Genomic DNA, 26423 nt, shown 5'->3' with positions numbered 1-26423 from the left:
ATGATTAAATATCCGATTTTGAACAAGAATGCGACAATAGGGGTAACAGCACCTTCATCTGGAGTAGGCGCTCAAAATGCAGAGTTAATTAAGCTTACTTCAAGCCGTTTGGAGTCTAAAGGATTTAATATGATTTGTGGGGATACGGTATGGACGCAAGAGAAAGCCAAATCCGCACCGGCCAAAGTTCGTGCTCAGGAATTTAACGAGATGATGAGCGCTGAGCATATTGATATCCTTATTCCGCCTTGGGGCGGGGAGCTGTTAATTGAGGTTCTTGAGTTTATTGATTTTGATACCATGAAGGACAAATGGATCTTAGGTTATTCAGATATTAGCGTGCTGTTGCTTGCAGTTACTTTAAGAACAGGGATTGCCACGGCCCACGGGACTAACCTTGTTGATTTAAGAGGAGAGTATTCAGATGATACCACAGCCATGTGGGAAGCGGTTCTAGAGACGAAAGCAGGGGATTCTATTGTCCAGCATTCATCGCTTAAATATCAGGGGGAATGGCAACATGATGCTCCTACGCCTTATGTATTTCACTTGACAGAAGATACCCGTTGGAAGACAGTATCCTCTGGTCCTGTAACTATGAAAGGGCGTCTGCTAGGGGGATGTATAGATGTAATTAGGCATCTGATTGGCACACCATTTGGCAATCTGCGGCATTTCCAAGAACAAATGATTAACAATGAACCGATCCTATGGTATTTGGAAAACTGCGAACTGAATACGGTTGATGTACGTAGGTCATTAGTTCAGATGAAGCTAGCAGGTTGGTTTGAGAATTGTTCTGGCATTATGTTTGGCAGAAGTCCTGCTAATCGACCAGTAGAGAACTACACGGCCGAAGACATCTACGCAGAGCTTTCTGAGGAACTCCAGGTACCTATTGTGTATGATATCGATTGTGGTCATATTCCACCGCAAATTACGCTTATTAACGGTGCGTATGCTGAAGTTGATGTGACGGACGGAGTAGGAACGGTAAAGCAATTTTTCTATGAATAAATGCATACAAAAAAAAGGGACAACCATTTGGGTTGTCCCTTTTACTATTAGTTCTGTGTATTTACAATTGCAGTGATTTCCTCATCCAGGTCTAGCCTTACATCTTCGCGGTATGCACGAATGCCATATTCGCTAAGCATGTAACGTAGAATCGCCTCGATCATGTTGGACTCAACTAAATATTGACTACGTCCCTGTACCCAAACCTCAGCAGAGTATCCGGTATCTTCGTCCCAGCTCAGTTCTACTTGAACATCTTCAGGGCGAACCGCTTTACGTTCAGCTATGTGTAGGCAGAGGGCATTGATGATCTCATCCATGCTTAGAACCATTGTTGACATTAGTAACGCCCACCTTGATCTTCTAAGCGACGACGTTCTTTTCTGCGACGGAAGAAGGACATCACGAGCATTACGAGCACATAGATAGCAAGCATATTAATGACGAATCCTAGAATGTTACCGAAGGCACCCATACCGGCGAACATTCCGCCGAACAGTAACCCAGCCAAACCACCGATCATCATACCTTTCATTAAGCCACCACCGCTGAAGAATCCCCGTTTCGTATTCGCAGTAGATCCTGCTGTGGAGCTTTTAGTGCTATCGCTTTTTCTTACGTTATCGGTTGTTGATTTTTTTGGAGTTGTTGAATAGCTGCGAGTGCCGGATTTAAAACCGCCACCACCTCGCTTCGCATCCACAAAGTTCGGGGTAGCTACGGCGAAAAATAGAGTAAAGGCCATTACAATCATCATTACGCGTTTCATTGGTTTCATTTAGTACGAAAACCCTCCTGTGAGTATGAATTTGTGTGCATGTTCAGTATTACGCAGCTAGTCCTACTAGGTTTCAATTTTTATTTAAAATATAAGAAAGTATATGCTTGTCATAATTTATACTTTTTTAATCAGAAAAAAAGCGTGGATCCAGGATCCACGCAATTAGCAGATAGAAGGTAGTTACTTAAATCATTTATACCCATCAACGACAAGCTCAAGCGCTCCGGTAGCCGGATCGATGATCATGCCATGCACTGGTACATTTGGGGGTAGTAATGGATGCTTATTGATCAGATTCACAGTTTGGGATACCCCTTCTTGGATATTGTCAAACCCGCGTAACCACTTGGTAAGCTTGATCCCGGAATTCTCCAGCGTGTTTAGCACCTCTTCGGATACTCCGCGTTCTTTTATGGAATTGATCATATGATCTGCATTGAGGGAAGCCATACCGCATTCATAGTGCCCAACAACGATAACTTCCTCCGCGTCAAGTTCATATAACGCAACCATGACACTACGCATAACACTACCAAAGGGCTGAGAAATAACCGCTCCGGCATTTTTGATGATTTTAACATCACCGTTTTTAAAATTCATCGCTTTTGGTAATAGTTCAACCAGACGGGTATCCATACAAGTGATAATCAACATTTTTTTATCTGGATAGCGGCTTGTTAAATACGCTTCATACTCTTTATTCTCTACAAAACTCTTATTAAAGTTAATAATATCGGATACATGGCTCATGGCTATTCTTCCTCCCTAAAATCACTAGAATGTACTTACATTACGCATATCTCTTACCAGTATATTTTTTCCGTAAATCTGTGAATCACTGTCTAGCTTAAAGGAAGAGAATCTTTCCTCGGCATCCAGACGCATCTTGTCCTCATAAAAGATTTCCTGCTGGCGGCTTACGATAAAGGGAAGGGAATCACTTTCAATCCTGGAATCGCCGTCCTCCACTTCTGAAACAATTAGTAATACATTAATTCCGTCACACCCGCAGCCTTCCGTATCATAAAAGAGCTTGAAAAATCCTGGCCGATCTTCAAGCCTTTCCTTCAACTTCCTTTCTGCGAGAGGTGTAACTTGAATCATCATAGCCTGTTCACGCTCCTTTGAATTTTGTGCGAAGCAAGATCTGCTTCTTATGTAACCCATTGAATATTTTAAATTAGAGATGTAATCTCTGAAGTTGATTATACTCATTCAAAAAAGTATCATCAAGAGGAGTCGGCAAAACAGAGAAAGCAGGTGTAATAAAATGGAACAGCAAGTGAAGGAACAGTGGGAGAAATTTAGCGAGTTATTATCAAAAATAAGTGGATATTCAGAGGCCATAGAATTACTTCACTGGGATTTACGCACCGGTGCGCCACGTAAGGGAGTAGAGGTTCGTTCGGGTACGATTGGGATGCTGAGTGGAGAACTGTTCAGACTCGGAATTTCAGAGGAAATGGGAGATTTTACAGCATTTTTTACCCGTCCTGAAGTGATTTCCCAGCTATCACATGATCAGAAGAAGATCGTTACCGATTGCCGTAAAGAATATGAGCGCAGCAAGAGCATCCCTTCCAAAAGATTTGAGGAGTACGCTGTCCTGTCCGCACATTCCCAAACCATCTGGGAAGAAGCCAAGGAGAACGATGATTTCGCTACTTTTGAACCTTACTTAAGCAAGATAGTTGCTCTAAAGCAAGAATTTATCGATTATTGGGGTGTAAAAGGAACGCGGTACGATACGCTTCTTGATATGTATGAGCCTGATCTTACGGTAGAAAAAGTGGATGAAGTATTCAGCCGCCTGCGCAGCCGTTTGGTACCATTGGTAGAAGCTATCGCTGCTTCGCCCAATAAACCGGACACAAGCTTCTTACAGCAGATCTTCCCTAAAGAACAGCAGGAAAAGTTCGGCAACTTTATTTTAGAGCAAATGGGCTACGATTTTGACGCAGGTCGTTTAGATGAGAGTGTGCATCCTTTTGCAACAGGATTGAATCCAGGCGACGTTCGTATTACAACCGCTTATCTGCTTGATAATGTGACTAGTGCCATATTCAGCTCACTACATGAAGGTGGACATGCGCTTTATGAGCAAAATATCAGCAAGGATTTTGTTGGAACACCACTGGCACAAGGTGCATCGATGGGGATTCATGAATCTCAGTCGAGACTATGGGAGAACATGATCGGACGCAGCCGGGCTTTCTGGCAACGTTATTACGGGGATCTTCAGCAACAATTCCCGGAGCAGCTTGCAAATGTGGAGTTGGAAGATTTCTACCGGGCGATCAACAGCGTGGAGAACTCATTTATCCGCATCGAAGCAGATGAGCTTACATACAATCTGCACATTATCGTGCGTTATGAGATCGAGAAGCTTATTTTTAATGAAGGCCTTTCTGTAAAAGACTTGCCTCAAGTATGGAATGCTAAGTATCAAGAGTATCTGGGTATTACTCCACCTTCTAACGCACTTGGTGTGCTGCAAGATGTCCATTGGTCTGGCGGGGATTTCGGATACTTTGCTTCCTACTCCTTAGGTAATATGTACGCTGCACAGATTCTGAATACACTTCGCAAAGAGTTACCAGAGTTTGATGAGTTAATTGCTGCAGGGAACCTACTACCTATTAAAGAGTGGCTAACCGATAAGATCTATCGTTTCGGCAATAGCTTAACGCCTTCACAAATTATTGAGCAAGTAACGGGGGAACCACTGAGTCCAGATTATTTAGCTGATTATTTAGAAGCGAAGTATACGGAGATTTACAAACTGTAATCCAGTAGGGTACGCGTGGTATAATAGAAAGAAAGCTTAGACGGAAGGATATGGATATGGCAAATACTCACACCTACAGCCGGAGAGAAGAAGTCGCGAATGCGATTACGCACGGGATTGGAACGGTATTAAGCGTGGCTGCACTTGTTCTGCTTGTTGTTTTTGCAAGTCTGAAAGGAACGACATGGCATGTGGTCAGCTTCTCCATCTATGGAACGACAATGCTGCTTCTGTATCTGAATTCAACACTAGTGCATAGTCTCAAAGAGGGTAAGGCGAAGGATTTGTTCGAATTTTTCGATCATTCCGCTATTTATCTGTTTATTGCTGGCACGTATACCCCCTTTTTGTTAGTCGCCATTCGGGGAACGCTTGGATGGAGTTTGTTCGGCGTTATTTGGGGAATCGCAGTGTTCGGCGTTTTCTTCAAGGCATTTTTTGTTAAAAAGTTTCTATTCATGTCCACCATATTCTACATCGCAATGGGCTGGCTGATTGTAATCGCTTGGAACCCTCTTTCGGCTGTTGTAGCAGACGGAGGAATGATCCTGCTGATGGCTGGAGGTATACTCTATACATTAGGTACTGTTTTTTATGTATGGAGAGGGTTTCCATACCATCATGCGATTTGGCATGTATTTGTCCTTGCGGGTAGTGTCACACACTTCTTCGCCGTATTGATTTATGTACTGCCGATCCAATAATTTCAAGCGAATTTATTGCGTGAAAAAGGGATTTTTAATAAAGAAAGAGATGACAAGCAAAAATGCTTGACATCTCTCTTTCTTTTAGGTATCATAAGGGACGTTGTGAAGGTGTAAAGTGTTTTTCCTTGACGAAGGGAGTGCCCTTAATGAGTCAGGAGAATAGGCTCGAGAAAACGAATCGTATCAATCTGCTTTTTGCCTTTTATGAACGACTGCTTACAGATAAGCAGCAAACGTTTCTTAAATATTATTTTCACGACGATTTTTCCTTGGGAGAGATTGCCGCTGAATTTGAAATCAGCCGCCAAGCCGTTTATGAACATATTAAACGGGCGGAGCAAGTCCTAGAAAATTATGAAGAAAAACTTGGTTTATTAGTGAAGCATGAGAGTCGTACCAAATATTTAGAAGAACTGCGCAGACTGCCGGAGAATGGGATGCTGCCTGAGCAATATAAACTTCGGTTCGCGGAGATCGTGGATCGCTTGCAGAGGTTAGAGTAGCATGAAGGGAGAAACTGCATATGGCGTTTGAAGGTTTAACCGGAAGATTGCAGAATGTGTTCAGCAAGCTGCGCGGTAAAGGTAAAGTATCCGAAGATGACGTAAACGAAGCTATGCGCGAAGTACGGTTGGCCCTTCTGGAAGCCGACGTTAACTTCAAGGTAGTTAAAGAATTCGTGGCTAAGGTGAAAGAAAAGTCTATTGGCACAGAAGTGATGGACAGCTTTACACCTGGGATGGTCATTATCGACATCGTTAACAAGGAACTAACCGAGCTGATGGGCGGAAGCCAAGCGAAGCTGGCCAAGTCGAACAAGCCACCAACTGTCATTATGATGGCGGGTTTACAAGGGGCGGGTAAGACAACCACTTCGGGTAAGCTGGCGAAGCTGTTACAGAAGGGCAATCATCGTCCATTGCTTGTTGCGGCAGATATTTATCGCCCTGCTGCGATCAAACAGCTTCAAGTACTTGGAGAACAAATTAAAGTTCCAGTATTTTCGCTAGGTGACCAGACTAGTCCGGTAGAGATTGCCAGACAAGCTGTACAACATGCGAAGGATAACGGACTTGATTATGTAATTATTGATACTGCAGGCCGCCTGCACATTGATGAAGAATTGATGGAAGAACTGAAGCAGATTCACAACATTGTAAATCCTGATGAAGTTCTGTTAGTAGTAGATGCAATGACCGGTCAAGACGCCGTGAACGTAGCTGAGAGCTTTAATAAGCAGCTTGAGCTTACAGGGGTTGTATTGACGAAACTTGACGGCGATAGCCGCGGTGGTGCTGCACTATCCGTCAAAGCCGTAACTGGTTGCCCGATCAAATTCGCTGCGCTAGGTGAGAAGATTGACGCATTGGAGCCGTTCCATCCGGAACGTATGGCTTCGCGGATTTTGGGTATGGGTGACATGTTGTCGCTGATTGAGAAAGCTCAAGCGAACATTGACACTGATAAAGCTAAGGAAATGGAACGTAAGATGCGTAATGCAGAATTTACGTTTGATGATTTCCTTGAGCAAATGGATCAGGTGAAGAAGCTTGGCCCGATCGATCAAATTCTTGACATGCTACCTGGCATGAACAAAGCCAAGGGCATTAAGGATTTGAAGGTTGACGACAAGCAAATGGGTCGCGTTGAAGCCATAGTTCATTCTATGACTAAGACGGAAAAGCGTCAGCCCGAGATCATCAACCATAACCGCCGCAAGCGTATTGCTGCTGGTAGCGGAACTTCGGTTGCCGAGGTCAACCGTCTCATTAAGCAATTTGATGAGATGCGTAAGATGATGAAGCAATTCTCAGGCATGATGGGCGGAGGCGGCAAAGCCTCTAAGAAGAATGCGATGAAGCAGCTTAAAGGTCTAGGTGGAAAAGGTATGAAGTTCCCTTTTAAATGATCTTGCTGTTCTAATATCTCGAAACTATTATAAGGAGGTGATTTTTCGTGGCAGTACGTATTCGTCTGAAAAGAATGGGAGCGCATAAAGCGCCTTTCTATCGTGTAGTGGTTTCCGATTCCCGGTCCCCTCGTGACGGTCGTTTTATCGAGGAAATCGGTTATTATAATCCGATTGAACAACCGGCAGTAGTTAAGATCGATGAGGAAAAAGCTCTTAAATGGCTTCAAACAGGTGCGCAAGCATCTGATACAGTACGCAACTTGCTTTCCAAAGCAGGCGTAATGAAGAAGTTTCATGAGCTTAAGCAACAGAAATAATGACTGATTGCGAGGGTCCTCTATGGAAGAATTAGTTGGAGTAATTGCTAAGGCTTTAGTGGATCATCCAGAAGATGTGACGGTACGAGCGGTGGAGAAGGATCACCTAATTGTCTATGAACTGTCCGTACATCCTGATGATGTTGGAAAGGTCATTGGCAAACAAGGAAGGATCGCTAAGGCGCTCCGTACAGTAGTCACATCTGCAGCAGTCAAGAGCGATAAACGCGTAACTGTAGATATTTTATCTTAAATGATGCGTACAATGAGGGGCTAGGGATAGTATATCCCGGCTCCTTTTTGTTCAAATATAGATTAGATGAAGCTTGTAAAGGAGAGGGTTGTATGACAGAAGAGTTAACCGTAGGCAGACTTGTGAATACGCATGGTATTCGCGGGGAGATTAAAGTACTATCCCATACCGATTTCCCTGATGTTCGTTTTGCTGCAGGTAAGAAGCTGCAGGTGATCCCTGCAGATGGCAGTTCTAAATTCGAAGTAACTGTAGAGTCCGCTCGTGAGCACAAGGGTATGTTCATCGTTAAGCTCAAAGGGTATACGAACATCAATGAAGTGGAAAAATATAAAGGAAGCCTCCTGAAGGTTCCGAGTAATGATCTGGTGGATCTCCCTGAGAACGAATACTACTTCCACCAAATCGTCGGTTGTGAGGTATACACGGATGAAGATGAAAACAAACCACTCGGTACGATTACAGAAATCTTACAGCCTGGTGCGAATGACGTATGGGTTGTTAAGCCTGCAAAAGGACAAGACATTCTAATTCCTGTAATCAACGATGTAGTCCTGAATGTGGATATAGAAGCCAAACGAATTGTTGTCCATTTGATGGAAGGGTTATTGCCATGATGAGAATTGATGTGCTTACGCTCTTTCCGGAAATGTGCGAAGGCGTATTCAGCACAAGCATTCTTGGTAAAGCACGTGAAAAAGGAATCGTCTCCTTAAATGCTGTGAACTTCCGTGATTTCTCGGGAAATAAGCATAATAGTGTGGATGATACACCGTATGGCGGTGGCGGGGGTATGGTGCTCAAGCCTGATCCGATTTTTAATGCAGTCGAGCATGTGCTTGGTATTACACCGAACGAGGAAGATCACAATCGATCTGATGAAGTGGGCTCTGTGAAGCCGCGTATCATCCTTATGTGCCCACAAGGAAAAACTTACAATCAGAAGATTGCAGAGGAACTGGCGCAAGAGCAGCACCTAATCTTCATATGTGGGCATTATGAGGGATATGATGAGCGGATTCGTGAGCATCTGGTAACTGATGAACTTTCAATGGGGGATTACGTGCTAACAGGTGGAGAGCTGCCTGCGTTGACGGTTGTAGATTCCATAGTCCGGCTTCAGCCAGGAGCACTTGGAAATGAAACCTCTGCGATATCTGACTCGTTCAGCACTGGACTGCTAGAATATCCACACTACACACGTCCTGCCGAGTTTCGCGGCTGGAAGGTACCGGATATTTTGCTGAGTGGTCATCATGCTAACATCGACATATGGCGGAGAGAGCAGGCACTGCTGCGCACGTTGGAACGCAGACCGGACCTGCTTGAGACTGCAGAACTTACATTGAAAGACAAAAAGACACTGGAACGTCTAAGGAATGTGGACAAACCGGAGTGATAATTTAATGAAACAGGTATATTTGACGTCTTTTTAACGTATCTTACGTTGAGGAGGCGTTTTTGTTATGTGTACCTGAGAACAAATAAAATAATAGTTTTCAAAATAATATGAGTATTGGTGCGTTAAAAGCTTCTTTTTAGGGTAATGAATAGAGGTGCCGCACTAATATATGCAGCTGATAACGCAGCAAGCTTAACTATTGAAGGGAATGAACTGAAGTGACTACGAAGACGCATGAAGAATTCAAGCCTAACGTGGACACAATCCACAAGGAAGCGGAGCCGCTTCGCACCGTGAATGATATTATCGATTTTTATACAAATCGCAATGCCCATTCGCCATTTAAAGAGTGAACATATAAGATTGAATGTTAGGGATTGATTGTTAGGCTTAATAATACCATTAGATACAGTGAATTTTGTGTTCGCTGTCGCTAATGGTTTTATTCTTTTAGAAGGTAACAAAGCTTGAATCCTATTACTCCGGTTAAACTGTAAATAACCACTTTCCAATGAGATCTAGCATCTCAGCGAGAAGTGGTTATTTTTGAAATTATAAGAAAGTATAAGTTTCACGATATACTTTATTCTTATAATTCTCGCACAAACGCTTACCGTCCTTAAAAGGACGCCGTAGGCGTTTTAGCTTGCTATAAAAGTTCGTGGAGGCACATGTTATTCTTTGCGTAAGATTTTGTGTACTCCTGTAAGGAGTGAGTACAGCGCAACACATACGAGAACAGTAACAGCCCATGCGTAGTTGCGAACGGTGTAAGTAAGTGAAGCTAAAATAACGAAAATGGTGATACGCAGTACGCCTTCTTTAATAAACTGTTTTCTTTCAACATTCATGAGATTGGCCTCCTCGAATGGATTGGATATTGCGGACTGCAAGTCGTAGATAGGTCTTACATTATCTATAGCCTTGAGGAATACGAAAGATACAAGGATCGAAAAAAGTAAATATTGACCCAAAGTCCGACCTATGTAAGTTCGCCGTTACCGACCTGTACCCCTACACATAGATTATATCATTACGAACAAGGAGGAGTACACTAGTGGAAGCTTATTATAATTGTTTGCGTTGTAAGGATAGAAGGGTGCGGATTCTGACTAGAGACGGTAGACAGCATGAAGGCGTTATTACAGATGTAGACAGATACAATGTTTACTTAAGAACTGACAATGGTTCTGTGCATACTTCTGCTTTTTGGGGAAATTCTTTTGCCGGAAATCAGATCTTAACTTTAAGTTTATTCACTCTGCTAGCCATCGCATTAATCTAATCATTAGGAACCAAAAACAGACCGCCCGATTATCCCGGACGGTCTGTTTACTGCTGATTACTGTACTGTAATTGCGCCTATATTTGAGCTTAGGGACAATAAGGGACCGCCTCCATTGATATCGGTCTTTCCACCTTCTACACCTTTGATTTGCCCGAGATCACTATTGGCTTCTAAGCTGCATTTCATACCGTCGGCTAAGACAGCACTGAGGCTGCCGACCTCTGTTTTGGCTTTTAGGCTGCTATCATTCTTCATCCCTGCTATATCCATTCGTATGCTGCCAGTATCGGATTCTACAGTGGATTTGCCAGTGATTTTAGCTCTTTCAATATTGATCGCTCCAACGTTGCTGACGATTTGATAATTTCCCTCTAGATTGTGAAGACGAATTTGACCTACGTTATTTGTGATTTTATATTTATTCATGCTGGCGGGGAGCTCTATATTATAGCTTATGCTAAAATCTGAATATCCGTATTTGTCTTGCGCCCATGTCCATAAGTCCTTCTTAGGACTTGATTTGGAATGCGTGGACACCTTCAACGTATCACCACTGACCTCTACTAAAACTTCAGCATCATCCATAATCTTTTGACGGTCAGACGCATGGAGAGAGCTGTTGTGGGCTGAGATCGTTGCATTTACATGGATCAGATCTCCTGTAACAGCTGTAACTTCTATTTCTCCTACTGCATTGTCCATGCTAAGTACGGATGCTGAACCGATCGCTTGCGATACGGAGAGTTCTTTGCTAATGCTGTCTGCTTTAACTTCGTCAACTACCTTAGTTGCTGTTTCCTCAACGGCTTGCTGCACAGTTGCAGCTGCTTTTCCTAGCTCTTGCTTGACAACTTCACCAATGTTCTGGTGCACATCCTCAGAAATACTCTTTTCAACCTCATTTTTGGCAGATTGTCTGCCTGGTAATTCAGTGCAACCCGCCAAAAGTACGATAGATAATACGGCTACTGCTGCTAATACACTATTATTATTCCTTTTCCTCATTGAAAAAACTCCTCCTCATATATGGGTGTATGTGATCTGACATATGTGATTTCGTTATGTACTTCTGTAAGTATAGCTTATGGAATTTATCTGTAAAAACGGCTGGAGGCGGGTTATTATACTGGACCAAAGACTAGGTCTCAAAAGTGTTCACTACACTTCGATTTTTAATTGTGCTAAAATAAATGAAAGATCACTCGCTGAATAAATACGATACGGGTACATATTTAAAAGGACGCGGAAATCCTCATATAGAACCTTCAGCAGCTACTGGAAATCGCTTTTTTCGGATAGAAGTGCATAGGTGTGCTAAGGCTACATTGTATACAGATATAGACCGTTACCTCACTTGCAGAACAGGGCGGTCTTTTTACTTTCTTTCTTTAATAAATCCTGAAGGGTGGAGGGAGCCAAATGAAATATATAGCCATTTTGCTTGCCTTAGTAGTTTTGACAGGCGTATATTTTTTAGTCTGGAAACGGAAAATAAATACTACAAAAAATTATCCGCGTACCACTCAGAGCAATGTAATCTCAATGGATAGTCATCGTAAAGCCAAACAGAGCCCAGGGGAGCAGCCTTGCTCTTCTTGTAAGAAGAAGAATGGAAAGCTAGTCTTCTATGCACAAGATAATGGAACTGTGGTTGGTCTATGTAAAGATTGCCAATCGAAGGCGAAAAAAAGAGATATGCTACCGCTTTAAATAGAAAAAATAAGTTGTATTAGCCCGTCCTTTATGGTATTATTATCTCTGTTGTGTGGAATACGGTGGTCCGCTGCGGATAATGAGGGAGAGCAAAGATCTCTCCGGAAGAGGCAAGAACACCTGTACGGAAGGAGGAAGTCCTTAATGAATATCCTACAAGCTATTACGCAAGAGCAACTTCGTAAAGATATCCCGAGTTTTCGCCCGGGTGACACTTTGAAGGTGCATGTAAAAGTAATCGAGGGAACTCGTGAGCGTATCCAGTTGTTCGAAGGCGTTGTAATCAAACGTCGTGGCGGTGGAATCAGTGAGACTTTTACGGTTCGTAAAATTTCTTACGGTGTTGGTGTGGAAAGAACATTCCCAATCAACTCGCCTAAAATCGAGAAAATCGAAGTGGCTCGTCGTGGTAAAGTGCGTCGTGCTAAACTTTATTATCTTCGTGAACTACGTGGTAAAGCAGCGAGAATTAAAGAAATTCGTCGCTAGAATAGTGACAAAGGAAAGGGGCTTGAATTCAAGCCCCTTTCGTTTTATTATTTTATGAAAATATAAGAAAGCATCAGTTTCACGTTATACATTATTCTTATATTTCTCGTATAAACGTTTACCCGCCTTAAAGGACGCTGAGGGCGTTTTAGCTTGGCATACAATGCGTGCGACATATACGCTTGGGGATCAGCTTCTCCGAAAAGGCCTCCTGAAGGAGTATCTGTGGAGGGGTTTTTGGCAGGAGCTTTTTTGTGTTGTATAGTAAGAGTAGTATTAAGAGAGGACGGTGAACTATGCAGCAGGAACAAAGTGAAACTTTGGAATCAAGCGCGCAGAACCCACGTAAACCTAAAAATGAAGTCTTGGAATGGGTCAAGGCCATTGCGATTGCTTTAGTGTTGGTTTTTCTGATTCGCTGGCTTTTGTTCAAGCCTTTTATTGTAGATGGACCTTCCATGCAGCCTAATTTCCATACTGGTGAACGTGTTATCGTAAATGAGATTTTGTACGATATTAGATCTCCGCAGCGGGGCGAGGTTATAGTATTCCACGTGCCATCTGAGGGTAGAGATTTTATTAAACGTGTAATCGGTGTCGCTGGAGATACTGTGAAAGTAGAAGGGGATGTAGTTACAGTTAACGGGGAAGTTGTTAATGAGACCTATATCCAAGATGCAATTGATGCAAAGCATAGTATCAACGCTCTGTATAATAATAAAGATTTCCCTAATGAAGAGTTCCCAGATGGTACTGTACCTGAAGGACATGTGTTCGTTATGGGGGATAATCGCTCGGATAGTACGGATAGCCGAATGATCGGTTATGTACCTCTGGGGGATATTGTAGGCCGTGCAGATTTAATCTTCTGGCCGATAAAGGATATTTCACTGATTAACCATTAAGTTGACAGAAGTCAAAGGAGGTGACGGCAATGGCCATTCAATGGTTTCCTGGTCATATGACGAAGGCTAGGCGGCAAATCGAGGATAAGCTGAAGCTGATTGATGTTGTAATAGAATTGCTCGATTCCCGTCTGCCGCTTTCCAGCCGCAATCCGATGATTGACGATATTTTGCGGGACAAGCCAAGATTGATTATTTTGAACAAAGCGGATCTGGCAGATCCAGAAATTACACGGAAGTGGCTGGCGTACTTCAAGGCACAAGGGCATGTTGCTTATCCTGTTGATGCATCTACTGGAACAGGTGTAAAGGATATTCCAGAGCAAGTCAAGCTGCTGCTAAAAGAGAAGATTGACCGGCAGATTGCAAAAGGAATGAATCCGCGAGCGATGCGTGCATTGATCGTTGGTATTCCTAACGTCGGTAAATCAACACTCATTAACCGGATGGCTGGTAAGAGTATTGCTGCTACTGGTGACCGACCAGGGGTAACCAAGGGTCAACAGTGGATTAAGACAGGCGGCAACTTGGAGCTTCTGGATACCCCAGGTATTTTATGGCCGAGATTTGAGGACCAAGAAGTAGGTTATCGCCTAGCGGTAACAGGTGCAATAAAGGAAGAAATCCTGAATATTGAGGACATCGCCTTTTATGCAGTGAAATATTTGGTGAAGGACTACGGCTCTAGATTTCAAGAACGCTTTGGCATTGAGAAGCTTCCTGAGGATCTGGAGAATCCAGATGAGATCGTGGCTGTTATGGAAGCCGTGGGTCGTAAACGCGGTTGTCTAATCAGCGGTGGACGTGTAGATCTGGAAAAAGCTTCACGGGCCTTGTTGCATGAGCTACGGGCAGGTAAGCTTGGACGCTTTACGCTGGAAACGCCTTAAATAGTGTGAATTCTGCGTTTAATGGACTAGGTATGGAAGAGCCATCCGAAATTTCGGAGGCTCTTTTTTTATGTTTTGGGTCCTCGACAAAGTGCCTGAGTACGCCTCAAGCTAAGCCCCACTTGTTAGGGATATTTTATGGGAATGGATTAAATTGGAACGTCTATTTTAAGATGACCATGTAAGCTTTACTATGATAAGCTGACTTATATAGATCATAGAATAATTCATAATTGGCGGTGACAAATTAGTGAGTTCGTTAGATATGTTGGCCTATGAAAAAGAAGGCTGGGAACAGTCTTATCGCCGAATAGCAGGCGTAGATGAAGTAGGAAGAGGTTGCTTGTTTGGGGACGTCGTCGCAGCAGCGGTGATTTTGCCAGAGGGGCTTATTATTGATGGAGTGAATGATTCCAAAAAACTTACAGCTAAAAAGAGAGATGCTTTATACGAGATTATAATGGAGCAAGCGCTGGCCGTGGGTGTGGGGTATGTAGACTCTACTGTCATTGATGAGATTAATATTAAGCAAGCTTCACGCCTGGCCATGAAAAAGGCGGTTGAGAGTCTAGAGCACACTCCTGACTATATGCTGATCGATGCTGAAAAGGTAGACCTCCCTTTGCCACAACAGGCAATTATTAAAGGAGATGCTAATAGTCAGTCCATTGCAGCAGCTTCAATTATCGCTAAAGTGACACGAGACAGGTTGTGTGAAGGTCTGTGGGAGGAATTATACCCTGATTATGGGATTGCGATACATAAAGGTTACGCGACCAAGCTTCACCGGGAACAAATTACGGCTCTAGGTCCAACACCTATGCATCGGCGCAGTTTTATTGGGCGGATTCTCGCGGAGCAGCAAACGTTATTCTAGAAGCAATGCTTAAAAAAGTAGGATGAATACCGATATAGTAAGAAGAGAGAAAATGGAGGGAGGAGAAACGGTATGAATATCGGAACATTGATCCGTGGATTGCTTGGAGATCAAAAACCGGGTGCGGCGAAGTCTTTAGAGTTAAAAGAAGGGCAAGTTGTTCGTGGTGTTGTCCTCTCTGTATCGGATTCAGGCAAAGAAGCGGTTGTGCAAATCCAAGGTACACCTGTTCGTGCAGAATTAGAAACACCACTACTGCCTGGAGAAACCTTGAATTTACAGGTTGGATCACCCGGAGAAGGCGGATTACCCGTATTGAAGCCGGTCTCCCTCGGTGAAACGGCGTTAGTCACTCCCCAAAGCATGGGTGAGGCTTTGGAGTCGCTAGGATTAGCTGATTCCAAAGCAGGTCGAGAAATCGTACTAGCGATGCAAGCAGGAGGCGTTCCACTTACAAAAGAGACAGCGGCTTTGCTGGATGCGGTAATGAGTGCAAAACCAGCTGGTGTGCCTGCTTCAGAGTGGCTTGATGCAGCTGTCATTTCTGTAAAGCGGGGACTACCCGTTACAGCTGAGAGTGTGAAAGGATTGCAGCAGGCTGTATTTGGCCCACAGCTGCATCAGCTTTTATCAGCACTGGAAGATCAAATTACAATATGGGCAGGACAAATTGCTAATGAAGAAACAATAACCGCAGAATCTAAAGCTGGAATGGGTACAATTACTGGAAAACTCGAACCTTCGGTAACTGCAGGTGCTGGAAGTGGAAATAATATGGATGTTGTAGAGGGGGACGCTACAGAAGCTGACTCTGTACAATTAGCAGCTAAAGGAAATGGACAAGCTACAACTAAAACTGCTGAAGGCACTATCGCTAGCGGAAGTACCGCTCTTTCGGAAGGAGCAGCTGAAGGTGCTCTGAAACCGGTTGAACAAGGTGCGCCAGTCAAGGTGACTCTTAATATAGCTTCTGATAATGAAACGGGGATTGAAACTGGCAAGCCAGTTGTAGTTGATGAGACAGGTGAAGGAGCTCAGATCTCCAAGGGTGGTATTGTTACAGAGCCTATGGCAGGTAAATCAACACCTGCCATGACATCCGGCGTTCTAAATAGTGCTTTAAGCACTCAAGCTGATAGTGCGGTGAATAATCCTATCCGTTCCAGTGAAGTTGAGATTCAAGGTAATGCCTTGAATTTGAATAAGGATGGGGCATTGGATAGTGCTATACAGGCAGATAAGAGTCGGGCTGCCTCGATGGATAAGAGTGGGGCTATGCCGGGTGGCGCGAGTGTGAGCGCCGAAGGAACTGCTGCTGGTGCGGCGCCCCACGCAGCAAGTGGTGCCGCCCTGCTTGCGAAGCTGCAGGGCGTGCTCAACGAGCTGCGCGGGAGTTTGCCGCAGCTCGCCATGCTCCCGCCTGCTGACGCGGCGGGAGCAAGCCCTGCCCCCGCCGCTGCTGCGCCGCGCGGGAGGCCCCGGCTGCGACGGCTTCGCCGGTGCAGCCGGACACCGCCCCACCCGCGGACGCGGAGTCGTGGGTGGGGCGGGTGCTGAAGCTGCTCGGTGCGGAGCACGAGCAGCAGGCGGTGCGCGGCGGCGCAGTAGCCGCCGCTGAGACGGCCCGCGCGGCGGCAGGTACGGCCGCGCTTGGCAGTGCGGGTGTCGGAGGCGAACAAGCCACCGACACCTTGAAGGGCGTGCTGCTGCAGATCATGAGCAGCAGCGAGGTGCCGCCCGCGGTAAAAGAAGCCGCGAGCGGACTAGTGCAGCAGCTGACAGGACAACAGCTGCTGCTCAATACAGATCGAACGGCTCCTTTCGCGCAAGTAACTTTGTTCTTGCCGCTGCAAGGTCCAGATGGGCAGGAGACAGCTTCCGTTCATATTCAGTCGCGTCGGGGACGCAAGGGTGAATTAGATGCTGCCAATTGCAGGCTCTGGTTTGATTTGGATATGAAGCAGCTCGGCCAGACGCTGGTTGATGTGCAGGTTGTTGATCGAATCGTTAGTCTTAAGCTGCATAATGATCATCCTTGGGTGCTTGAGCTGTTGGAACAGCGGCGTGATGACATTAAAACGGCAGTAGAATCTATTGGTTATCAGTTGTCGGGATTAAGAACTGAACCTTTACCAGAACTAAAGCTATCTACAGAACTTGCCAATCCCCATAGTAAGCTTGTTGATTATGTTCCTGATGCTTATAAAGGAGTGGATTACCGTATATGAACGAGAATGAGCCTGTACCTCCAATTTCACAAGGGCTCAAAAAAGCGGTCGCTCTCAAATATAGCCCAGGACAAAGCGAGGCACCTGTCGTTGTTGCCAAAGGACAAGGGGCGATAGCGGATCTGATTCTGCAAAAAGCTAAAGAGAGTGGGGTTGCTGTCCAAGAGGACGCAGCTCTCGTAGAAGTTCTTTCAAAGCTCGATCTAGATCAACAGATTCCATCTGAACTTTATCAGCTAGTGGCTGAAATCCTCAGCTTTGTGTATCAGAGCGACCGTTCCGCCGGTGAACGGAGACCGGAATGAAAGAGCCATACACAAGAGAACGCTACAACCGCAAACAGAAGGGAGCCGCTGCTGAAGACGGGGCTGTGCAGTACTTATCTACTTGTGGGTACAAGATCTTAGAACGAAATTGGCGTTGTCGAACCGGAGAACTTGATATTATTGCGGAGAACGAAGGCTGTATTATTATTGTTGAAGTTCGCAGTCGTAGTGGAGAGCTATATCAAGGGACTCCAGAGGAATCTGTGAATACACGAAAAATACATCAAGTGCGAAATACAGCACAGGTTTATTTGCATATGAAAGGTTATGATGATCGAAGAGTAACTTTTGACGTCATTAGCATTTTACTGAATGAAGATTTAAGCATTGCTTCTTTGGGGCATATACGTGAGGCTTTTTAAGCTGCACCCCATATTCTCACGCCATTCATTATGGGCACTAGCATTCTTATGAAAAAAGTCTTTACATAGCCTCCGCACAGTGGGTCATTTCTCAAAAGAAATGGGTAAACATTAGAGTAACTTTTTAATGTCATCATGAGGAGGGCTGTTTAAGTGAAGAATAAACCTTTTGAAATGCAGGTTAGTTTTGCTTGCCAATATTGCCAGCAGAAGATTGAAGTGAAATTTACCGCAGAGCCAGTATCCGTTGTCTGTTGTGCAAATTGCAATAAGAACTTCACGGTTATGCGGCCCACTATAGCTGAGGAAATATTAATCGATTGGAAAAATGAGGCGCTATTTCAAAAAATCCGTGCTGATAAATCACAAAACAGCAATAGCAGTCTCTTAGCGCTTGTTATAAAAGTCATAGAGCTTCTTACATGGCGTGATAAAGGAAATGGACAGGTGGAAGCGATTAAAGAGATGCGTGGCTGGCTCATTGAGAATGAAGAGACTCCCCCTCTAGCTGAACTGATCCAGAGCGATAATAAAAAACGACCACATAAGCGGCGTGACTGGAGATAATCATACAAACTATGATCAAAAAAGAAAGAAGGGTGAACATGGCTAACGTTTTTTTTACATCCGACCATCATTTTGGACATAAGTTGATTATTGATTTTGAATCCAGACCCTTTATAGATGTGGGGCAAATGAATGAAGCCATGATTGAAAGTTGGAATTCGGTCGTAAATCCGGATGATAAAGTGTTTCATTTGGGAGACTTTTCGTTTCTTAATAAGGAAGCGACACATGCTATTGTGGAGAGGTTACATGGCTATAAGATTCTAATTCTCGGCAATCATGATCGGGGACGGGGTCGGGATTGGTGGCTTGAAGCAGGCTTTGACGAGGTTAGTGAATATCCGCTCATTTATAAGGATTTCTTTTTTCTCTCTCATGAGCCTATGTATATGAATAAACATATGCCTTACGTAAATGTGCATGGTCATATTCACGGCCAAAAATATGAAGGGAACAATTATTTTAACATTTGTGTAGAGCATTGGAACTATAAACCGTTGACTTTTGAACAGATTAGGGACTCTGTCATAGTTAGTGAAGAAGGTTAATGTGGGTCTATGGAATTATTTATGCGTATTTATGCAATTTGATGTTTATTAATAATTCTTGATTACGCAAAGATTCCCTATATATAATGAGATATAATAGCAAATTTATTACCGGAAAATAAGGAAGCACCTTTTTTCTTGAAGATGTGACACCCAAACAGGGGTGTATTTCAGGAGATGAGGTGTTTTTATGTATGGAAAAATGCATAGTGCATGTCTGTATGGAATTGAAGGGGTAATGATAGGTGTAGAAATTGATCTTGCGAATGGATTGCCACAGACGAATATCATTGGTCTGCCTGATTCTGCGATTCGTGAGGCAGTAGAACGAGTAAGAGCCGCTATTAAGAACTGTGGTTATCGTTATCCCCAGCAGCGCATTACGATAAATCTAGCACCAGCCGACTTACGAAAAGAAGGCTCTGCCTTTGACCTTGCGATTGCTCTGGGGATACTGATAACTAGTGGTCAACTGATAATGCCCTCAGCCAATGAGGTGCTTTTTATTGGAGAGCTTGCGCTTGATGGTAGTCTGCGTCCAGTATCAGGTGTTCTACCAATGGTGGAAGCAGCGCGCAAAAATGGATTTAAGGCTGTACTGCTTCCTGAAGGGAATGCTGCTGAGGCAGCTTTGATCAGTGGTATAAATATATACGCAATCGACCATTTATGCACATTACCGAACCCGGAAGAATCACCGTCCAATTCAGCAAAAGGTGAAGACGCACTGAACCAAAGGAATGGGGGAGTTTCCGAAGATATGCCTTCTTTATCATCTCTTCCTTTTCCTGTAACTGTGACCAAGGGGATAGATGCTAATGACCGACCTCCGGTTCTAGTCTTATCTTTGGAACATCTTAAATATACCCCAGTTTACCGTACTTCTGACGACTCCTCATATGGAATGAACGAGATGATGGATGATTACAGTGATGTGCTAGGGCAACAACATGTAAAAAGAGCCCTAACCATTGCGGCAGCGGGCATGCATAATATACTACTCATCGGTCCACCTGGTACAGGGAAGACAATGCTGATTAAACGCCTTCCAAGCATCCTTCCGAAATTGTCTGAGAGTGAGGCACTAGAGGTAACCAAAATTTTTAGCGCAGCAGGAACTTTAAAAGATGCCCACAACGGCTTACTGCGTAGTCGTCCTTTTCGCTCTCCGCATCATACCATATCGGCCGCAGGCCTTATTGGGGGTGGAGGCATTCCAAAGCCGGGAGAAGTTAGTCTTGCGCATCGAGGGATTCTTTTTTTAGATGAGTTGCCCGAATTCTCTCGGAATGTACTTGAAGTGTTACGCCAGCCGCTCGAAGACGGGGTTGTTACCATAAGTCGTGCTCGAGCTTCTTTTACCTATCCTGCAAAATTCATGCTGGCCGCATCGATGAATCCCTGTAGCTGCGGTTATTTTGGGAGTAATCTTTCTCAACAACATTGTACATGCAGCCCCGCTAGGATTGCTCAATATCGCGCAAAGATATCAGGACCCTTATTGGATCGTATTGATTTACAGGTGGATGTTCCTCGCCCGAAGGAATGGGATCGTCAAGGGCATGTTCTATCTTCGGCTGAGATGTATGCAGAGGTGATGGCGGCACAGACGATACAAGCTAAACGGTTTAAGCGTTTGCCTATTTCTTGGAATAGTGAACTTTCCGGCGCTTCCCTTCGGAGATATGCAAGTCTTAGTCGTGAAGGTGCCCAATTGCTGTATGACATTCTGGAAAATTTAGGTTTGAGCATGCGAGCGCATGATCGAATTATTAAGCTATCCCGTACAATAGCTGATCTGGAAGGCGCACCGGATATTACTTCCGCGCATCTTGCGGAGGCTGTGCAATACCGTAATTTAGACCGGCAGGCGATGACAGAAGAATAAGCTAAATAGAGCAGCGATTCCCGTTATTGGCGAATTGCTGCTCTATTTTTGGGTTATTAGTTTCACTCCGCAAAATTGTTAACGTCTCTGGAACCTTATGGACCCGAAAGACATGATATGGCCATTTTTAGCTTTTGGAGCGTGTTTTCGGACTTCAGAGACACTAATTGAATTTAAAATCATCTGTGTCCGTTAGGGCTTCGTTTGAGAAAATATTTCTCTGTATTTACTTACAGTACATTCAATTCTACAGCGATATTGCCGCGGGTTGCACGGGAGTATGGACAAGCGCCATGAGCAGCCTCTACTAAAGAGGTTGCGGTTTCTCTGTCAACGCCTTTAACTAGCACATCAAGTTTAACCGCTATGCCAAAACCTCCATCTTCAACTTTACCAAAGCTGACTGTAGCCGTTACTTCGCTACCTTCAATTTTCACTTTTCCGAGTCGGGCAACCATGTTCAGTGCACTATCGAAACAAGCGGAATAACCAGCTGCAAATAATTGCTCAGGATTTGTACCTTCGCCACCGGCACCTCCCATTTCGCGTGGTGTGCTGATTGTAAGATTGAGCTTAGGGCTTTCTGATTCGATAAAACCGTTTCTTCCTCCTACGGCTTTAACAGTGGTTTCATACATTTTTTGCTGGATCGTCATCATTGTGTATCTCTCCAATTCCTAATTAGTTTGTGTACAATCTAATTTATCACAATTAACTATAATGTCAAATTATTTTTTCCTATTAACATGATGTTATGAATGAATTATGATAAAATGAGGGTATAAGGCAGGTGATTAAGATATGAAAATGAATGAAGAAGATATGCAAAAGATGACGACTACACCTGAGCTGCTGATTGATAATCAACTCTGTTTTACGATTTATGCTTGCTCTCGTGAGATCACAAAGCTGTATCAACCTTATTTGGATAAGATCGGTTTAACATACTCGCAATATCTGGTAATGCTTGTGTTATGGGAACGGCAGCAATGTACGGTTAAAGAAATTGGTGAGGCGCTATTTTTGGATTCGGGTACGCTGACACCTCTATTAAAACGCCTACAAGCTGCAGGGTTGATCGTGCGTGAACGTTCGACACAAGATGAGCGAAAAGTTCTGATTTCACTAACGGAACAGGGCTGGGCACTTCAAAGCAACGCAGCTTGTATTCCCGGGAAAATGATGGAAGAAACGACTATGTCCGGCGATGAGACTGTAGAGCTGCTCGAGCAGTTCAAAAGCTTGTTAAATCGTGTTCATGAGGCGAACACTCAAGATAGTAAAAAGTAAGTATAATCAGGAGTCTGTGCGATCGTTCGCATTCCGGCATGAAATCAAGCGAAAAAATGTGTACAAATCATGAATATATTTAAGGAAAGCGTTTTAAAAACATGTTACACTATTCTGGGTTCCTTTATATGGCATATAGGTAAGTATAAGTTTAGTCTTATAGATTTACTCAATGTCTCTCACAGAAATAAGGCCATTCTTTTACGAGTGGTAGAGCAGTTTCTGTTGGTTCCGGAATAGTGCTGCATGTTTAGCATCAGCCTATCCCTAACCCCGCGGCAATCAAAACGGAAGGCGAGATGACAACAGGCTGCCTGTTAAGTCACCACGCTACTTTAGGAGGCTACCGCTATGAATATCCACGAGTATCAGGGAAAAGAAGTGCTTAAGAAGTACGGTGTGGCCGTACCGAATGGAAAAGTAGCTTATACAGTGGAGGAAGCGGTAGAAGCCGCAGAGTCACTGAGTACACCGGTTGTTGTAGTTAAAGCTCAGATTCATGCAGGTGGACGAGGTAAAGCTGGAGGTGTAAAGGTTGCTAAGAATATCGATGAAGTGCGTACTTACGCAACCGAAATTCTCGGTAAGACTTTAGTTACTCACCAGACTGGTCCGGAGGGTAAGGTAGTAAAACGGCTGCTCATTGAAGAGGGCTGTCAAATTGTTAAAGAGTATTACATCGGTATCGTTGTTGATAGAGGAACTGGCCGAGTGGTTATGATGGCATCTGAAGAAGGTGGCACAGAGATTGAAGAGGTTGCAGCTACACATCCGGAGAAGATTTTCAAAGAAATCATTGATCCGGCAGTAGGTTTGCAGACTTTCCAAGCTCGTAAATTAGCTTACAGCATCTCTATTCCTAATGAACTGGTAGGCAAGACTGTTAAATTCATGCAAGCGCTATATCTAGCTTTTGTGGATAAAGATTGCTCTATTGCCGAAATTAACCCATTGGTAGTTACTGCGGATGGGAATGTGATGGCTCTAGATGCTAAATTGAATTTTGACCCCAATGCCTTGTTCCGCCACAATGATATTCAAGAGCTTCGGGATCTAGATGAAGAAGATTTGAAAGAAATCGAAGCCTCTAAGTATGACCTGAGCTATATTGCACTTGATGGCAATATTGGTTGTATGGTGAACGGTGCAGGCCTAGCGATGGCAACAATGGATATAATTAAATATTACGGAGGCGAACCCGCCAACTTCCTTGATGTAGGGGGCGGTGCAACTACCGAGAAAGTTACAGAAGCCTTTAAAATCATTCTATCGGATGAAAAGGTAAATGGAATTTTCGTTAATATTTTCGGCGGTATTATGCGCTGTGACGTTATTGCTAACGGTGTTGTGGAAGCGGCAAGTCAATTGGGATTGACTAAACCGCTTGTTGTTCGTCTTGAAGGAACAAATGTTGGATTGGGTAAGCAAATCTTGGCAGGATCGGGACTTAACATTGTAGCTGCTGATTCTATGGCGGACGGTGCCCGTAAGATTGTATCTCTTGTGCAATAATGGCTCGGAAGTTGAAGCCAGTTATCGTATTTGACAATATAAGTAGGGATGTGACTTAAGGCATGAGCATTCTTGTAGATAAAAATACGAAAGTTATCACGCAAGGTATTACGGGAGCAACGGGCTTGTTCCATACTAAGGGTGCGCTTGATTATGGAACTCAGATGGTTGGAGGGGTAACGCCGGGTAAAGGTGGAACGACAGTTAATATCACCCTTGAAAATGGCAGTGAAGTTAGTCTTCCGGTATTTGATACAGTCGCAGCTGCTAAGGCAGCTACTGGTGCAACTGCTAGTGTGATTTATGTACCGCCAGCATTCGCAGCAGACTCCATCATGGAGGCTGTAGATGCAGAGCTGGATTTGGTTATCTGTATTACCGAAGGTATTCCAGTGCTTGATATGGTAAAAGTCTCACGTTATATGGAAGGTCGTTCTACAGTGTTGATCGGTCCAAACTGTCCGGGTGTTATCACTCCTGGAGAGTGTAAGATTGGAATCATGCCTGGCTATATTCATATGCCTGGTTATGTAGGAGTGGTCTCGCGTAGCGGAACGCTAACCTATGAGGCGGTTCATCAGCTGACCACGCGTGGAATTGGGCAATCTTCGGCTGTAGGTATTGGCGGAGACCCGGTTAAAGGCTCTGAGTTTATTGATATTTTGAAGCTGTTTAATGAAGATCCGGGTACGAAGGCAGTTATTATGATCGGAGAGATCGGTGGAACTGCAGAGGAAGAAGCAGCAGAGTGGATTCGTGAACACATGACCAAGCCAGTTGTAGGCTTCATTGGAGGAGCAACTGCACCTCCAGGCAAGCGTATGGGGCATGCTGGTGCTATCATTTCTGGAGGGAAAGGTACAGCAAGCGAAAAAATTGCCATACTGGAAGCTTGCGGAATCAAGGTAGCCCCTACACCTGCTGAAATGGGTTCAACACTCGTAAGTGTGCTTGAAGAGCGCGGTATTCTCAATGCTTTTACATCGCACTAATTAGTGTAGTTAAGACAGAGAAATCACTCCACGTAGTGAGGTTATTTCGTGTATAATTAATTAAAGAGGTAAGCAACCTTTTGTTCCTATTTAGGGATGAAAGGTTGCTTTTTTTATTTTAAATAGAAATTTATTGAATTTAAAGAAATACTTGCGTTTTCATGATGTGTAACACAAAATAGGGAAGGCTAGGCCTTCCATGTTAAGGGGCGAAAAATGATATGGAAGAACGGGAACTACTATTCGGCTTTAATGAAGTGGAAGGCATTGGCTGGAAAACTATCGACAAAATTCGCAGAGCTGGGCTTTTGTCAGAAAAAGCATTTTCTTGTAGCTCAGAAGACTGGGAAAAGGTTGGATTGAGCGAGAAAGTGTCGATTCAACTTGCTTCAATATATACGTTGGAGTGGATAGCAAACCGCCGCTTACTAATGGAAGAAAGTGCTGTGAACATGGTTACGATTTTTGATGCAGACTATCCCCATTTATTGAAGGAGACGGCTCAGCCACCATGGATTCTTTATTATCGTGGGCGTTTGGATCTGTTATCGACACCTAGTGTAGCGATGGTCGGTACTCGTGTGCCAACAGCTTATGGACGAAAGGTAGGGGAGATTCTCACAAAAGAGCTTAGTGAAGCAGGTCTAACAGTGGTTAGCGGATTAGCTAGGGGGATTGATAGCGTCTGTCATGAAGCTGCGCTAAGAAGCGGTGGAGGCACAATAGCGGTAGTGGCTACAGGACTTGATCGGGTCTACCCGCCTGAGAATAAGGAGCTTGAACGATTGATTTCCCGTGATGGGTTAGTGCTAACAGAGTATCCTCTTGGAACCAAAAGTCATCCTGGGTTATTTCCGCAGCGCAATCGAATTATTGCAGGCCTCACATACGGGACAGTGGTCGTAGAGGCGGATAGTAGAAGTGGATCACTCATTACTGCAGATGCTGCCTTGGAGGCAGGACGGGATGTTTTTGCTGTCCCTGGACCTATTACATCTCCAAAAAGTAGAGGTGCTCTTGATCTGATTAAACAGGGGGCAAAGCTGGTAACCGGTGCACTAGATATTTTAGAAGAATACACTTCTTTTCTCCCGACAAACCTCTCAAAAACGGGTGAAAGCGGTCCCTCTAAACAGGTGGCTGACGATTTGTTAATTGAAAAGAAATTGACAAATGAGGAGTTACACCTATACCATATACTGCATCAAGGCCCCTTTATTTTGGACGATCTGCTTGTGAGGACAGGATGGGATTTTGGACATTTGCATTCAGTTCTGTTATCTTTAATCATAAAAAAAGCGGTAGCACAATTACCAGGAGCTATTTATAAGGTAATTTAATATAGAGGTACGAGTGTTAACGAGGAGGAAG

General features: G+C 44.0%; 34 protein-coding genes. 27 read left to right on the top strand and 7 right to left on the bottom strand.

The genetic code is table 11. The features are described 5' to 3' along the window. Nucleotides 1-1017 (top strand): S66 family peptidase, encoded by a 1017-nt coding sequence (locus tag MKX41_RS13240; protein WP_340971027.1) that lies wholly within the window; start codon nucleotides 1-3, stop codon nucleotides 1015-1017. Between the two features lie 47 nt (nucleotides 1018-1064). On the opposite strand, the gene MKX41_RS13235 is transcribed toward MKX41_RS13240, so the two are convergent. From MKX41_RS13235 to MKX41_RS13220, 4 genes are all read right to left on the bottom strand, one after another. Continuing rightward, nucleotides 1065-1349 carry a YxcD family protein gene (locus MKX41_RS13235; protein WP_340974910.1) on the bottom strand — a complete coding sequence of 95 codons (285 nt, stop codon included), beginning with the start codon at nucleotides 1347-1349 and terminating at the stop codon, nucleotides 1065-1067. Nucleotides 1350-1357: 8 nt separating this feature from the next. Beyond that, complete coding sequence (locus tag MKX41_RS13230; RefSeq protein ID WP_042194151.1) at nucleotides 1358-1786, bottom strand: membrane protein; 429 nt, start codon at nucleotides 1784-1786, stop codon at nucleotides 1358-1360. A 201-nt stretch (nucleotides 1787-1987) separates the two neighbouring features. Then, nucleotides 1988-2548 (bottom strand): beta-class carbonic anhydrase, encoded by a 561-nt coding sequence (locus MKX41_RS13225; RefSeq protein ID WP_042189481.1) that lies wholly within the window; start codon nucleotides 2546-2548, stop codon nucleotides 1988-1990. Nucleotides 2549-2572: 24 nt separating this feature from the next. After that, nucleotides 2573-2905 (bottom strand): iron-sulfur cluster biosynthesis family protein, encoded by a 333-nt coding sequence (locus MKX41_RS13220; RefSeq protein ID WP_339265675.1) that lies wholly within the window; start codon nucleotides 2903-2905, stop codon nucleotides 2573-2575. A gap of 163 nt (nucleotides 2906-3068) precedes the next feature. Between MKX41_RS13220 and MKX41_RS13215 the strand changes: the two genes are divergently transcribed. The 9 genes from MKX41_RS13215 (at nucleotide 3069) to MKX41_RS13175 (ending at nucleotide 9530) form a co-directional block, all read left to right on the top strand. After that, entirely contained in the window at nucleotides 3069-4586 is a 1518-nt protein-coding gene (locus MKX41_RS13215; protein ID WP_339796846.1) for a carboxypeptidase M32, read from the top strand. Nucleotides 4587-4642: 56 nt separating this feature from the next. Then, nucleotides 4643-5290, top strand: coding sequence for a PAQR family membrane homeostasis protein TrhA (gene trhA / locus MKX41_RS13210; protein WP_042189474.1), 648 nt, complete (start codon nucleotides 4643-4645; stop codon nucleotides 5288-5290). A gap of 149 nt (nucleotides 5291-5439) precedes the next feature. Continuing rightward, nucleotides 5440-5796, top strand: coding sequence for a YlxM family DNA-binding protein (gene ylxM, locus MKX41_RS13205; protein WP_036688609.1), 357 nt, complete (start codon nucleotides 5440-5442; stop codon nucleotides 5794-5796). A gap of 20 nt (nucleotides 5797-5816) precedes the next feature. Continuing rightward, entirely contained in the window at nucleotides 5817-7202 is a 1386-nt protein-coding gene (ffh, locus tag MKX41_RS13200) for a signal recognition particle protein (protein ID WP_042189471.1), read from the top strand. Between the two features lie 47 nt (nucleotides 7203-7249). Continuing rightward, on the top strand, nucleotides 7250-7522 hold the full coding sequence (rpsP, locus tag MKX41_RS13195; protein WP_036688604.1) for a 30S ribosomal protein S16: 273 nt from the start codon (nucleotides 7250-7252) through the stop codon (nucleotides 7520-7522). A gap of 22 nt (nucleotides 7523-7544) precedes the next feature. Continuing rightward, entirely contained in the window at nucleotides 7545-7775 is a 231-nt protein-coding gene (locus MKX41_RS13190; RefSeq protein ID WP_042128982.1) for a KH domain-containing protein, read from the top strand. Between the two features lie 92 nt (nucleotides 7776-7867). Then, nucleotides 7868-8392: a ribosome maturation factor RimM gene (gene rimM / locus MKX41_RS13185; protein WP_076299254.1), complete on the top strand. Its 525-nt coding sequence runs from the start codon at nucleotides 7868-7870 to the stop codon at nucleotides 8390-8392. Then, complete coding sequence (gene trmD, locus MKX41_RS13180; RefSeq protein ID WP_340974908.1) at nucleotides 8392-9174, top strand: tRNA (guanosine(37)-N1)-methyltransferase TrmD; 783 nt, start codon at nucleotides 8392-8394, stop codon at nucleotides 9172-9174. The genes rimM and trmD overlap by 1 nt, the downstream gene beginning before the upstream one ends. 221 nt (nucleotides 9175-9395) lie before the next feature. Further along, complete coding sequence (locus MKX41_RS13175; RefSeq protein ID WP_256716277.1) at nucleotides 9396-9530, top strand: hypothetical protein; 135 nt, start codon at nucleotides 9396-9398, stop codon at nucleotides 9528-9530. Nucleotides 9531-9851: 321 nt separating this feature from the next. On the opposite strand, the gene MKX41_RS13170 is transcribed toward MKX41_RS13175, so the two are convergent. After that, complete coding sequence (locus MKX41_RS13170) at nucleotides 9852-10028, bottom strand: hypothetical protein (protein ID WP_156113147.1); 177 nt, start codon at nucleotides 10026-10028, stop codon at nucleotides 9852-9854. A gap of 206 nt (nucleotides 10029-10234) precedes the next feature. Here MKX41_RS13170 and MKX41_RS13165 point away from each other — a divergent pair, with 206 nt between their 5' ends. After that, a complete protein-coding gene (locus tag MKX41_RS13165; protein ID WP_042189469.1) occupies nucleotides 10235-10462 on the top strand; it encodes a hypothetical protein in 228 nt (75 codons plus the stop codon). A 57-nt stretch (nucleotides 10463-10519) separates the two neighbouring features. Here the strand turns inward: MKX41_RS13165 and MKX41_RS13160 are convergent, their stop codons facing one another. After that, the gene (locus MKX41_RS13160) at nucleotides 10520-11470 is read right to left on the bottom strand and encodes a hypothetical protein (protein WP_042189468.1); all 951 of its coding nucleotides are present in this window, start codon (nucleotides 11468-11470) and stop codon (nucleotides 10520-10522) included. A 414-nt stretch (nucleotides 11471-11884) separates the two neighbouring features. On the opposite strand from MKX41_RS13160, the gene MKX41_RS13155 reads away from it, so the two are divergent. The 12 genes from MKX41_RS13155 to MKX41_RS13100 all read left to right on the top strand — a co-directional run bounded on the left by MKX41_RS13155 (nucleotide 11885) and on the right by MKX41_RS13100 (nucleotide 21258). Then, complete coding sequence (locus MKX41_RS13155; RefSeq protein ID WP_339242154.1) at nucleotides 11885-12175, top strand: hypothetical protein; 291 nt, start codon at nucleotides 11885-11887, stop codon at nucleotides 12173-12175. A gap of 147 nt (nucleotides 12176-12322) precedes the next feature. After that, nucleotides 12323-12667, top strand: coding sequence for a 50S ribosomal protein L19 (rplS, locus tag MKX41_RS13150; protein WP_042128973.1), 345 nt, complete (start codon nucleotides 12323-12325; stop codon nucleotides 12665-12667). Between the two features lie 296 nt (nucleotides 12668-12963). Further along, nucleotides 12964-13572, top strand: coding sequence for a signal peptidase I (gene lepB, locus MKX41_RS13145; protein WP_042189466.1), 609 nt, complete (start codon nucleotides 12964-12966; stop codon nucleotides 13570-13572). 29 nt (nucleotides 13573-13601) lie between these two features. Beyond that, on the top strand, nucleotides 13602-14462 hold the full coding sequence (gene ylqF / locus MKX41_RS13140) for a ribosome biogenesis GTPase YlqF (protein ID WP_042189465.1): 861 nt from the start codon (nucleotides 13602-13604) through the stop codon (nucleotides 14460-14462). Between the two features lie 265 nt (nucleotides 14463-14727). Continuing rightward, complete coding sequence (locus tag MKX41_RS13135) at nucleotides 14728-15339, top strand: ribonuclease HII (RefSeq protein WP_042189464.1); 612 nt, start codon at nucleotides 14728-14730, stop codon at nucleotides 15337-15339. 72 nt (nucleotides 15340-15411) lie between these two features. After that, the gene (locus MKX41_RS13130; RefSeq protein WP_340971018.1) at nucleotides 15412-16896 is read left to right on the top strand and encodes a hypothetical protein; all 1485 of its coding nucleotides are present in this window, start codon (nucleotides 15412-15414) and stop codon (nucleotides 16894-16896) included. Continuing rightward, nucleotides 16890-17567 carry a hypothetical protein gene (locus tag MKX41_RS13125; RefSeq protein WP_340971015.1) on the top strand — a complete coding sequence of 226 codons (678 nt, stop codon included), beginning with the start codon at nucleotides 16890-16892 and terminating at the stop codon, nucleotides 17565-17567. The genes MKX41_RS13130 and MKX41_RS13125 overlap by 7 nt, the downstream gene beginning before the upstream one ends. Next, the gene (locus MKX41_RS13120; protein WP_042128964.1) at nucleotides 17564-17872 is read left to right on the top strand and encodes an EscU/YscU/HrcU family type III secretion system export apparatus switch protein; all 309 of its coding nucleotides are present in this window, start codon (nucleotides 17564-17566) and stop codon (nucleotides 17870-17872) included. The genes MKX41_RS13125 and MKX41_RS13120 overlap by 4 nt, the downstream gene beginning before the upstream one ends. Then, nucleotides 17869-18255, top strand: coding sequence for a YraN family protein (locus MKX41_RS13115; RefSeq protein ID WP_042189462.1), 387 nt, complete (start codon nucleotides 17869-17871; stop codon nucleotides 18253-18255). The genes MKX41_RS13120 and MKX41_RS13115 overlap by 4 nt, the downstream gene beginning before the upstream one ends. A 153-nt stretch (nucleotides 18256-18408) precedes the next feature. Continuing rightward, nucleotides 18409-18822, top strand: a complete 414-nt coding sequence (locus MKX41_RS13110; RefSeq protein ID WP_156113146.1) for a hypothetical protein — start codon at nucleotides 18409-18411, stop codon at nucleotides 18820-18822. A 38-nt stretch (nucleotides 18823-18860) separates the two neighbouring features. Then, a complete protein-coding gene (locus tag MKX41_RS13105; RefSeq protein ID WP_339242148.1) occupies nucleotides 18861-19370 on the top strand; it encodes a phosphoesterase in 510 nt (169 codons plus the stop codon). Nucleotides 19371-19560: 190 nt separating this feature from the next. After that, complete coding sequence (locus MKX41_RS13100) at nucleotides 19561-21258, top strand: YifB family Mg chelatase-like AAA ATPase (RefSeq protein WP_339242146.1); 1698 nt, start codon at nucleotides 19561-19563, stop codon at nucleotides 21256-21258. Between the two features lie 230 nt (nucleotides 21259-21488). Here MKX41_RS13100 and MKX41_RS13095 read toward each other — a convergent pair whose 3' ends face one another. Continuing rightward, entirely contained in the window at nucleotides 21489-21917 is a 429-nt protein-coding gene (locus MKX41_RS13095) for an organic hydroperoxide resistance protein (RefSeq protein ID WP_042189459.1), read from the bottom strand. 142 nt (nucleotides 21918-22059) lie between these two features. Between MKX41_RS13095 and MKX41_RS13090 the strand changes: the two genes are divergently transcribed. From MKX41_RS13090 to dprA, 4 genes are all read left to right on the top strand, one after another. Beyond that, nucleotides 22060-22548, top strand: coding sequence for a MarR family winged helix-turn-helix transcriptional regulator (locus MKX41_RS13090; protein WP_340971010.1), 489 nt, complete (start codon nucleotides 22060-22062; stop codon nucleotides 22546-22548). Nucleotides 22549-22899: 351 nt separating this feature from the next. Next, a complete protein-coding gene (gene sucC, locus MKX41_RS13085) occupies nucleotides 22900-24060 on the top strand; it encodes an ADP-forming succinate--CoA ligase subunit beta (RefSeq protein WP_340971008.1) in 1161 nt (386 codons plus the stop codon). Between the two features lie 62 nt (nucleotides 24061-24122). After that, complete coding sequence (gene sucD, locus MKX41_RS13080) at nucleotides 24123-25052, top strand: succinate--CoA ligase subunit alpha (protein WP_340971007.1); 930 nt, start codon at nucleotides 24123-24125, stop codon at nucleotides 25050-25052. A 221-nt stretch (nucleotides 25053-25273) separates the two neighbouring features. Beyond that, nucleotides 25274-26392 (top strand): DNA-processing protein DprA, encoded by a 1119-nt coding sequence (gene dprA / locus MKX41_RS13075; RefSeq protein WP_339796823.1) that lies wholly within the window; start codon nucleotides 25274-25276, stop codon nucleotides 26390-26392. Nucleotides 26393-26423: the final 31 nt, after the last annotated feature.

It is taken from the genome of Paenibacillus sp. FSL R5-0475 (assembly GCF_038004585.1).
Classification (GTDB): domain Bacteria; phylum Bacillota; class Bacilli; order Paenibacillales; family Paenibacillaceae; genus Paenibacillus_AQ.
The sequence above is the reverse complement of the archived record's forward strand: the minus strand, read 5'-3'. Positions and strand labels throughout refer to the sequence as shown.

Excerpts from the sequence above, each read along its gene's own strand:
- MKX41_RS13240 (WP_340971027.1), top strand. The coding sequence starts at position 1 with ATGATTAAATATCCGATTTTGAACAAGAATGCGACAATAGGGGTAACA.
- MKX41_RS13235 (WP_340974910.1), bottom strand. The coding sequence starts at position 1,349 with ATGGTTCTAAGCATGGATGAGATCATCAATGCCCTCTGCCTACACATA.
- MKX41_RS13230 (WP_042194151.1), bottom strand. The coding sequence starts at position 1,786 with ATGAAACGCGTAATGATGATTGTAATGGCCTTTACTCTATTTTTCGCC.
- MKX41_RS13225 (WP_042189481.1), bottom strand. The coding sequence starts at position 2,548 with ATGAGCCATGTATCCGATATTATTAACTTTAATAAGAGTTTTGTAGAG.
- MKX41_RS13220 (WP_339265675.1), bottom strand. The coding sequence starts at position 2,905 with ATGATGATTCAAGTTACACCTCTCGCAGAAAGGAAGTTGAAGGAAAGG.
- MKX41_RS13215 (WP_339796846.1), top strand. The coding sequence starts at position 3,069 with ATGGAACAGCAAGTGAAGGAACAGTGGGAGAAATTTAGCGAGTTATTA.
- trhA (WP_042189474.1), top strand. The coding sequence starts at position 4,643 with ATGGCAAATACTCACACCTACAGCCGGAGAGAAGAAGTCGCGAATGCG.
- ylxM (WP_036688609.1), top strand. The coding sequence starts at position 5,440 with ATGAGTCAGGAGAATAGGCTCGAGAAAACGAATCGTATCAATCTGCTT.
- ffh (WP_042189471.1), top strand. The coding sequence starts at position 5,817 with ATGGCGTTTGAAGGTTTAACCGGAAGATTGCAGAATGTGTTCAGCAAG.
- MKX41_RS13190 (WP_042128982.1), top strand. The coding sequence starts at position 7,545 with ATGGAAGAATTAGTTGGAGTAATTGCTAAGGCTTTAGTGGATCATCCA.
- rimM (WP_076299254.1), top strand. The coding sequence starts at position 7,868 with ATGACAGAAGAGTTAACCGTAGGCAGACTTGTGAATACGCATGGTATT.
- trmD (WP_340974908.1), top strand. The coding sequence starts at position 8,392 with ATGAGAATTGATGTGCTTACGCTCTTTCCGGAAATGTGCGAAGGCGTA.
- MKX41_RS13170 (WP_156113147.1), bottom strand. The coding sequence starts at position 10,028 with ATGAATGTTGAAAGAAAACAGTTTATTAAAGAAGGCGTACTGCGTATC.
- MKX41_RS13160 (WP_042189468.1), bottom strand. The coding sequence starts at position 11,470 with ATGAGGAAAAGGAATAATAATAGTGTATTAGCAGCAGTAGCCGTATTA.
- MKX41_RS13155 (WP_339242154.1), top strand. The coding sequence starts at position 11,885 with ATGAAATATATAGCCATTTTGCTTGCCTTAGTAGTTTTGACAGGCGTA.
- rplS (WP_042128973.1), top strand. The coding sequence starts at position 12,323 with ATGAATATCCTACAAGCTATTACGCAAGAGCAACTTCGTAAAGATATC.
- lepB (WP_042189466.1), top strand. The coding sequence starts at position 12,964 with ATGCAGCAGGAACAAAGTGAAACTTTGGAATCAAGCGCGCAGAACCCA.
- ylqF (WP_042189465.1), top strand. The coding sequence starts at position 13,602 with ATGGCCATTCAATGGTTTCCTGGTCATATGACGAAGGCTAGGCGGCAA.
- MKX41_RS13135 (WP_042189464.1), top strand. The coding sequence starts at position 14,728 with ATGTTGGCCTATGAAAAAGAAGGCTGGGAACAGTCTTATCGCCGAATA.
- MKX41_RS13130 (WP_340971018.1), top strand. The coding sequence starts at position 15,412 with ATGAATATCGGAACATTGATCCGTGGATTGCTTGGAGATCAAAAACCG.
- MKX41_RS13120 (WP_042128964.1), top strand. The coding sequence starts at position 17,564 with ATGAACGAGAATGAGCCTGTACCTCCAATTTCACAAGGGCTCAAAAAA.
- MKX41_RS13115 (WP_042189462.1), top strand. The coding sequence starts at position 17,869 with ATGAAAGAGCCATACACAAGAGAACGCTACAACCGCAAACAGAAGGGA.
- MKX41_RS13105 (WP_339242148.1), top strand. The coding sequence starts at position 18,861 with ATGGCTAACGTTTTTTTTACATCCGACCATCATTTTGGACATAAGTTG.
- MKX41_RS13100 (WP_339242146.1), top strand. The coding sequence starts at position 19,561 with ATGTATGGAAAAATGCATAGTGCATGTCTGTATGGAATTGAAGGGGTA.
- MKX41_RS13095 (WP_042189459.1), bottom strand. The coding sequence starts at position 21,917 with ATGATGACGATCCAGCAAAAAATGTATGAAACCACTGTTAAAGCCGTA.
- MKX41_RS13090 (WP_340971010.1), top strand. The coding sequence starts at position 22,060 with ATGAAAATGAATGAAGAAGATATGCAAAAGATGACGACTACACCTGAG.
- sucC (WP_340971008.1), top strand. The coding sequence starts at position 22,900 with ATGAATATCCACGAGTATCAGGGAAAAGAAGTGCTTAAGAAGTACGGT.
- sucD (WP_340971007.1), top strand. The coding sequence starts at position 24,123 with ATGAGCATTCTTGTAGATAAAAATACGAAAGTTATCACGCAAGGTATT.
- dprA (WP_339796823.1), top strand. The coding sequence starts at position 25,274 with ATGGAAGAACGGGAACTACTATTCGGCTTTAATGAAGTGGAAGGCATT.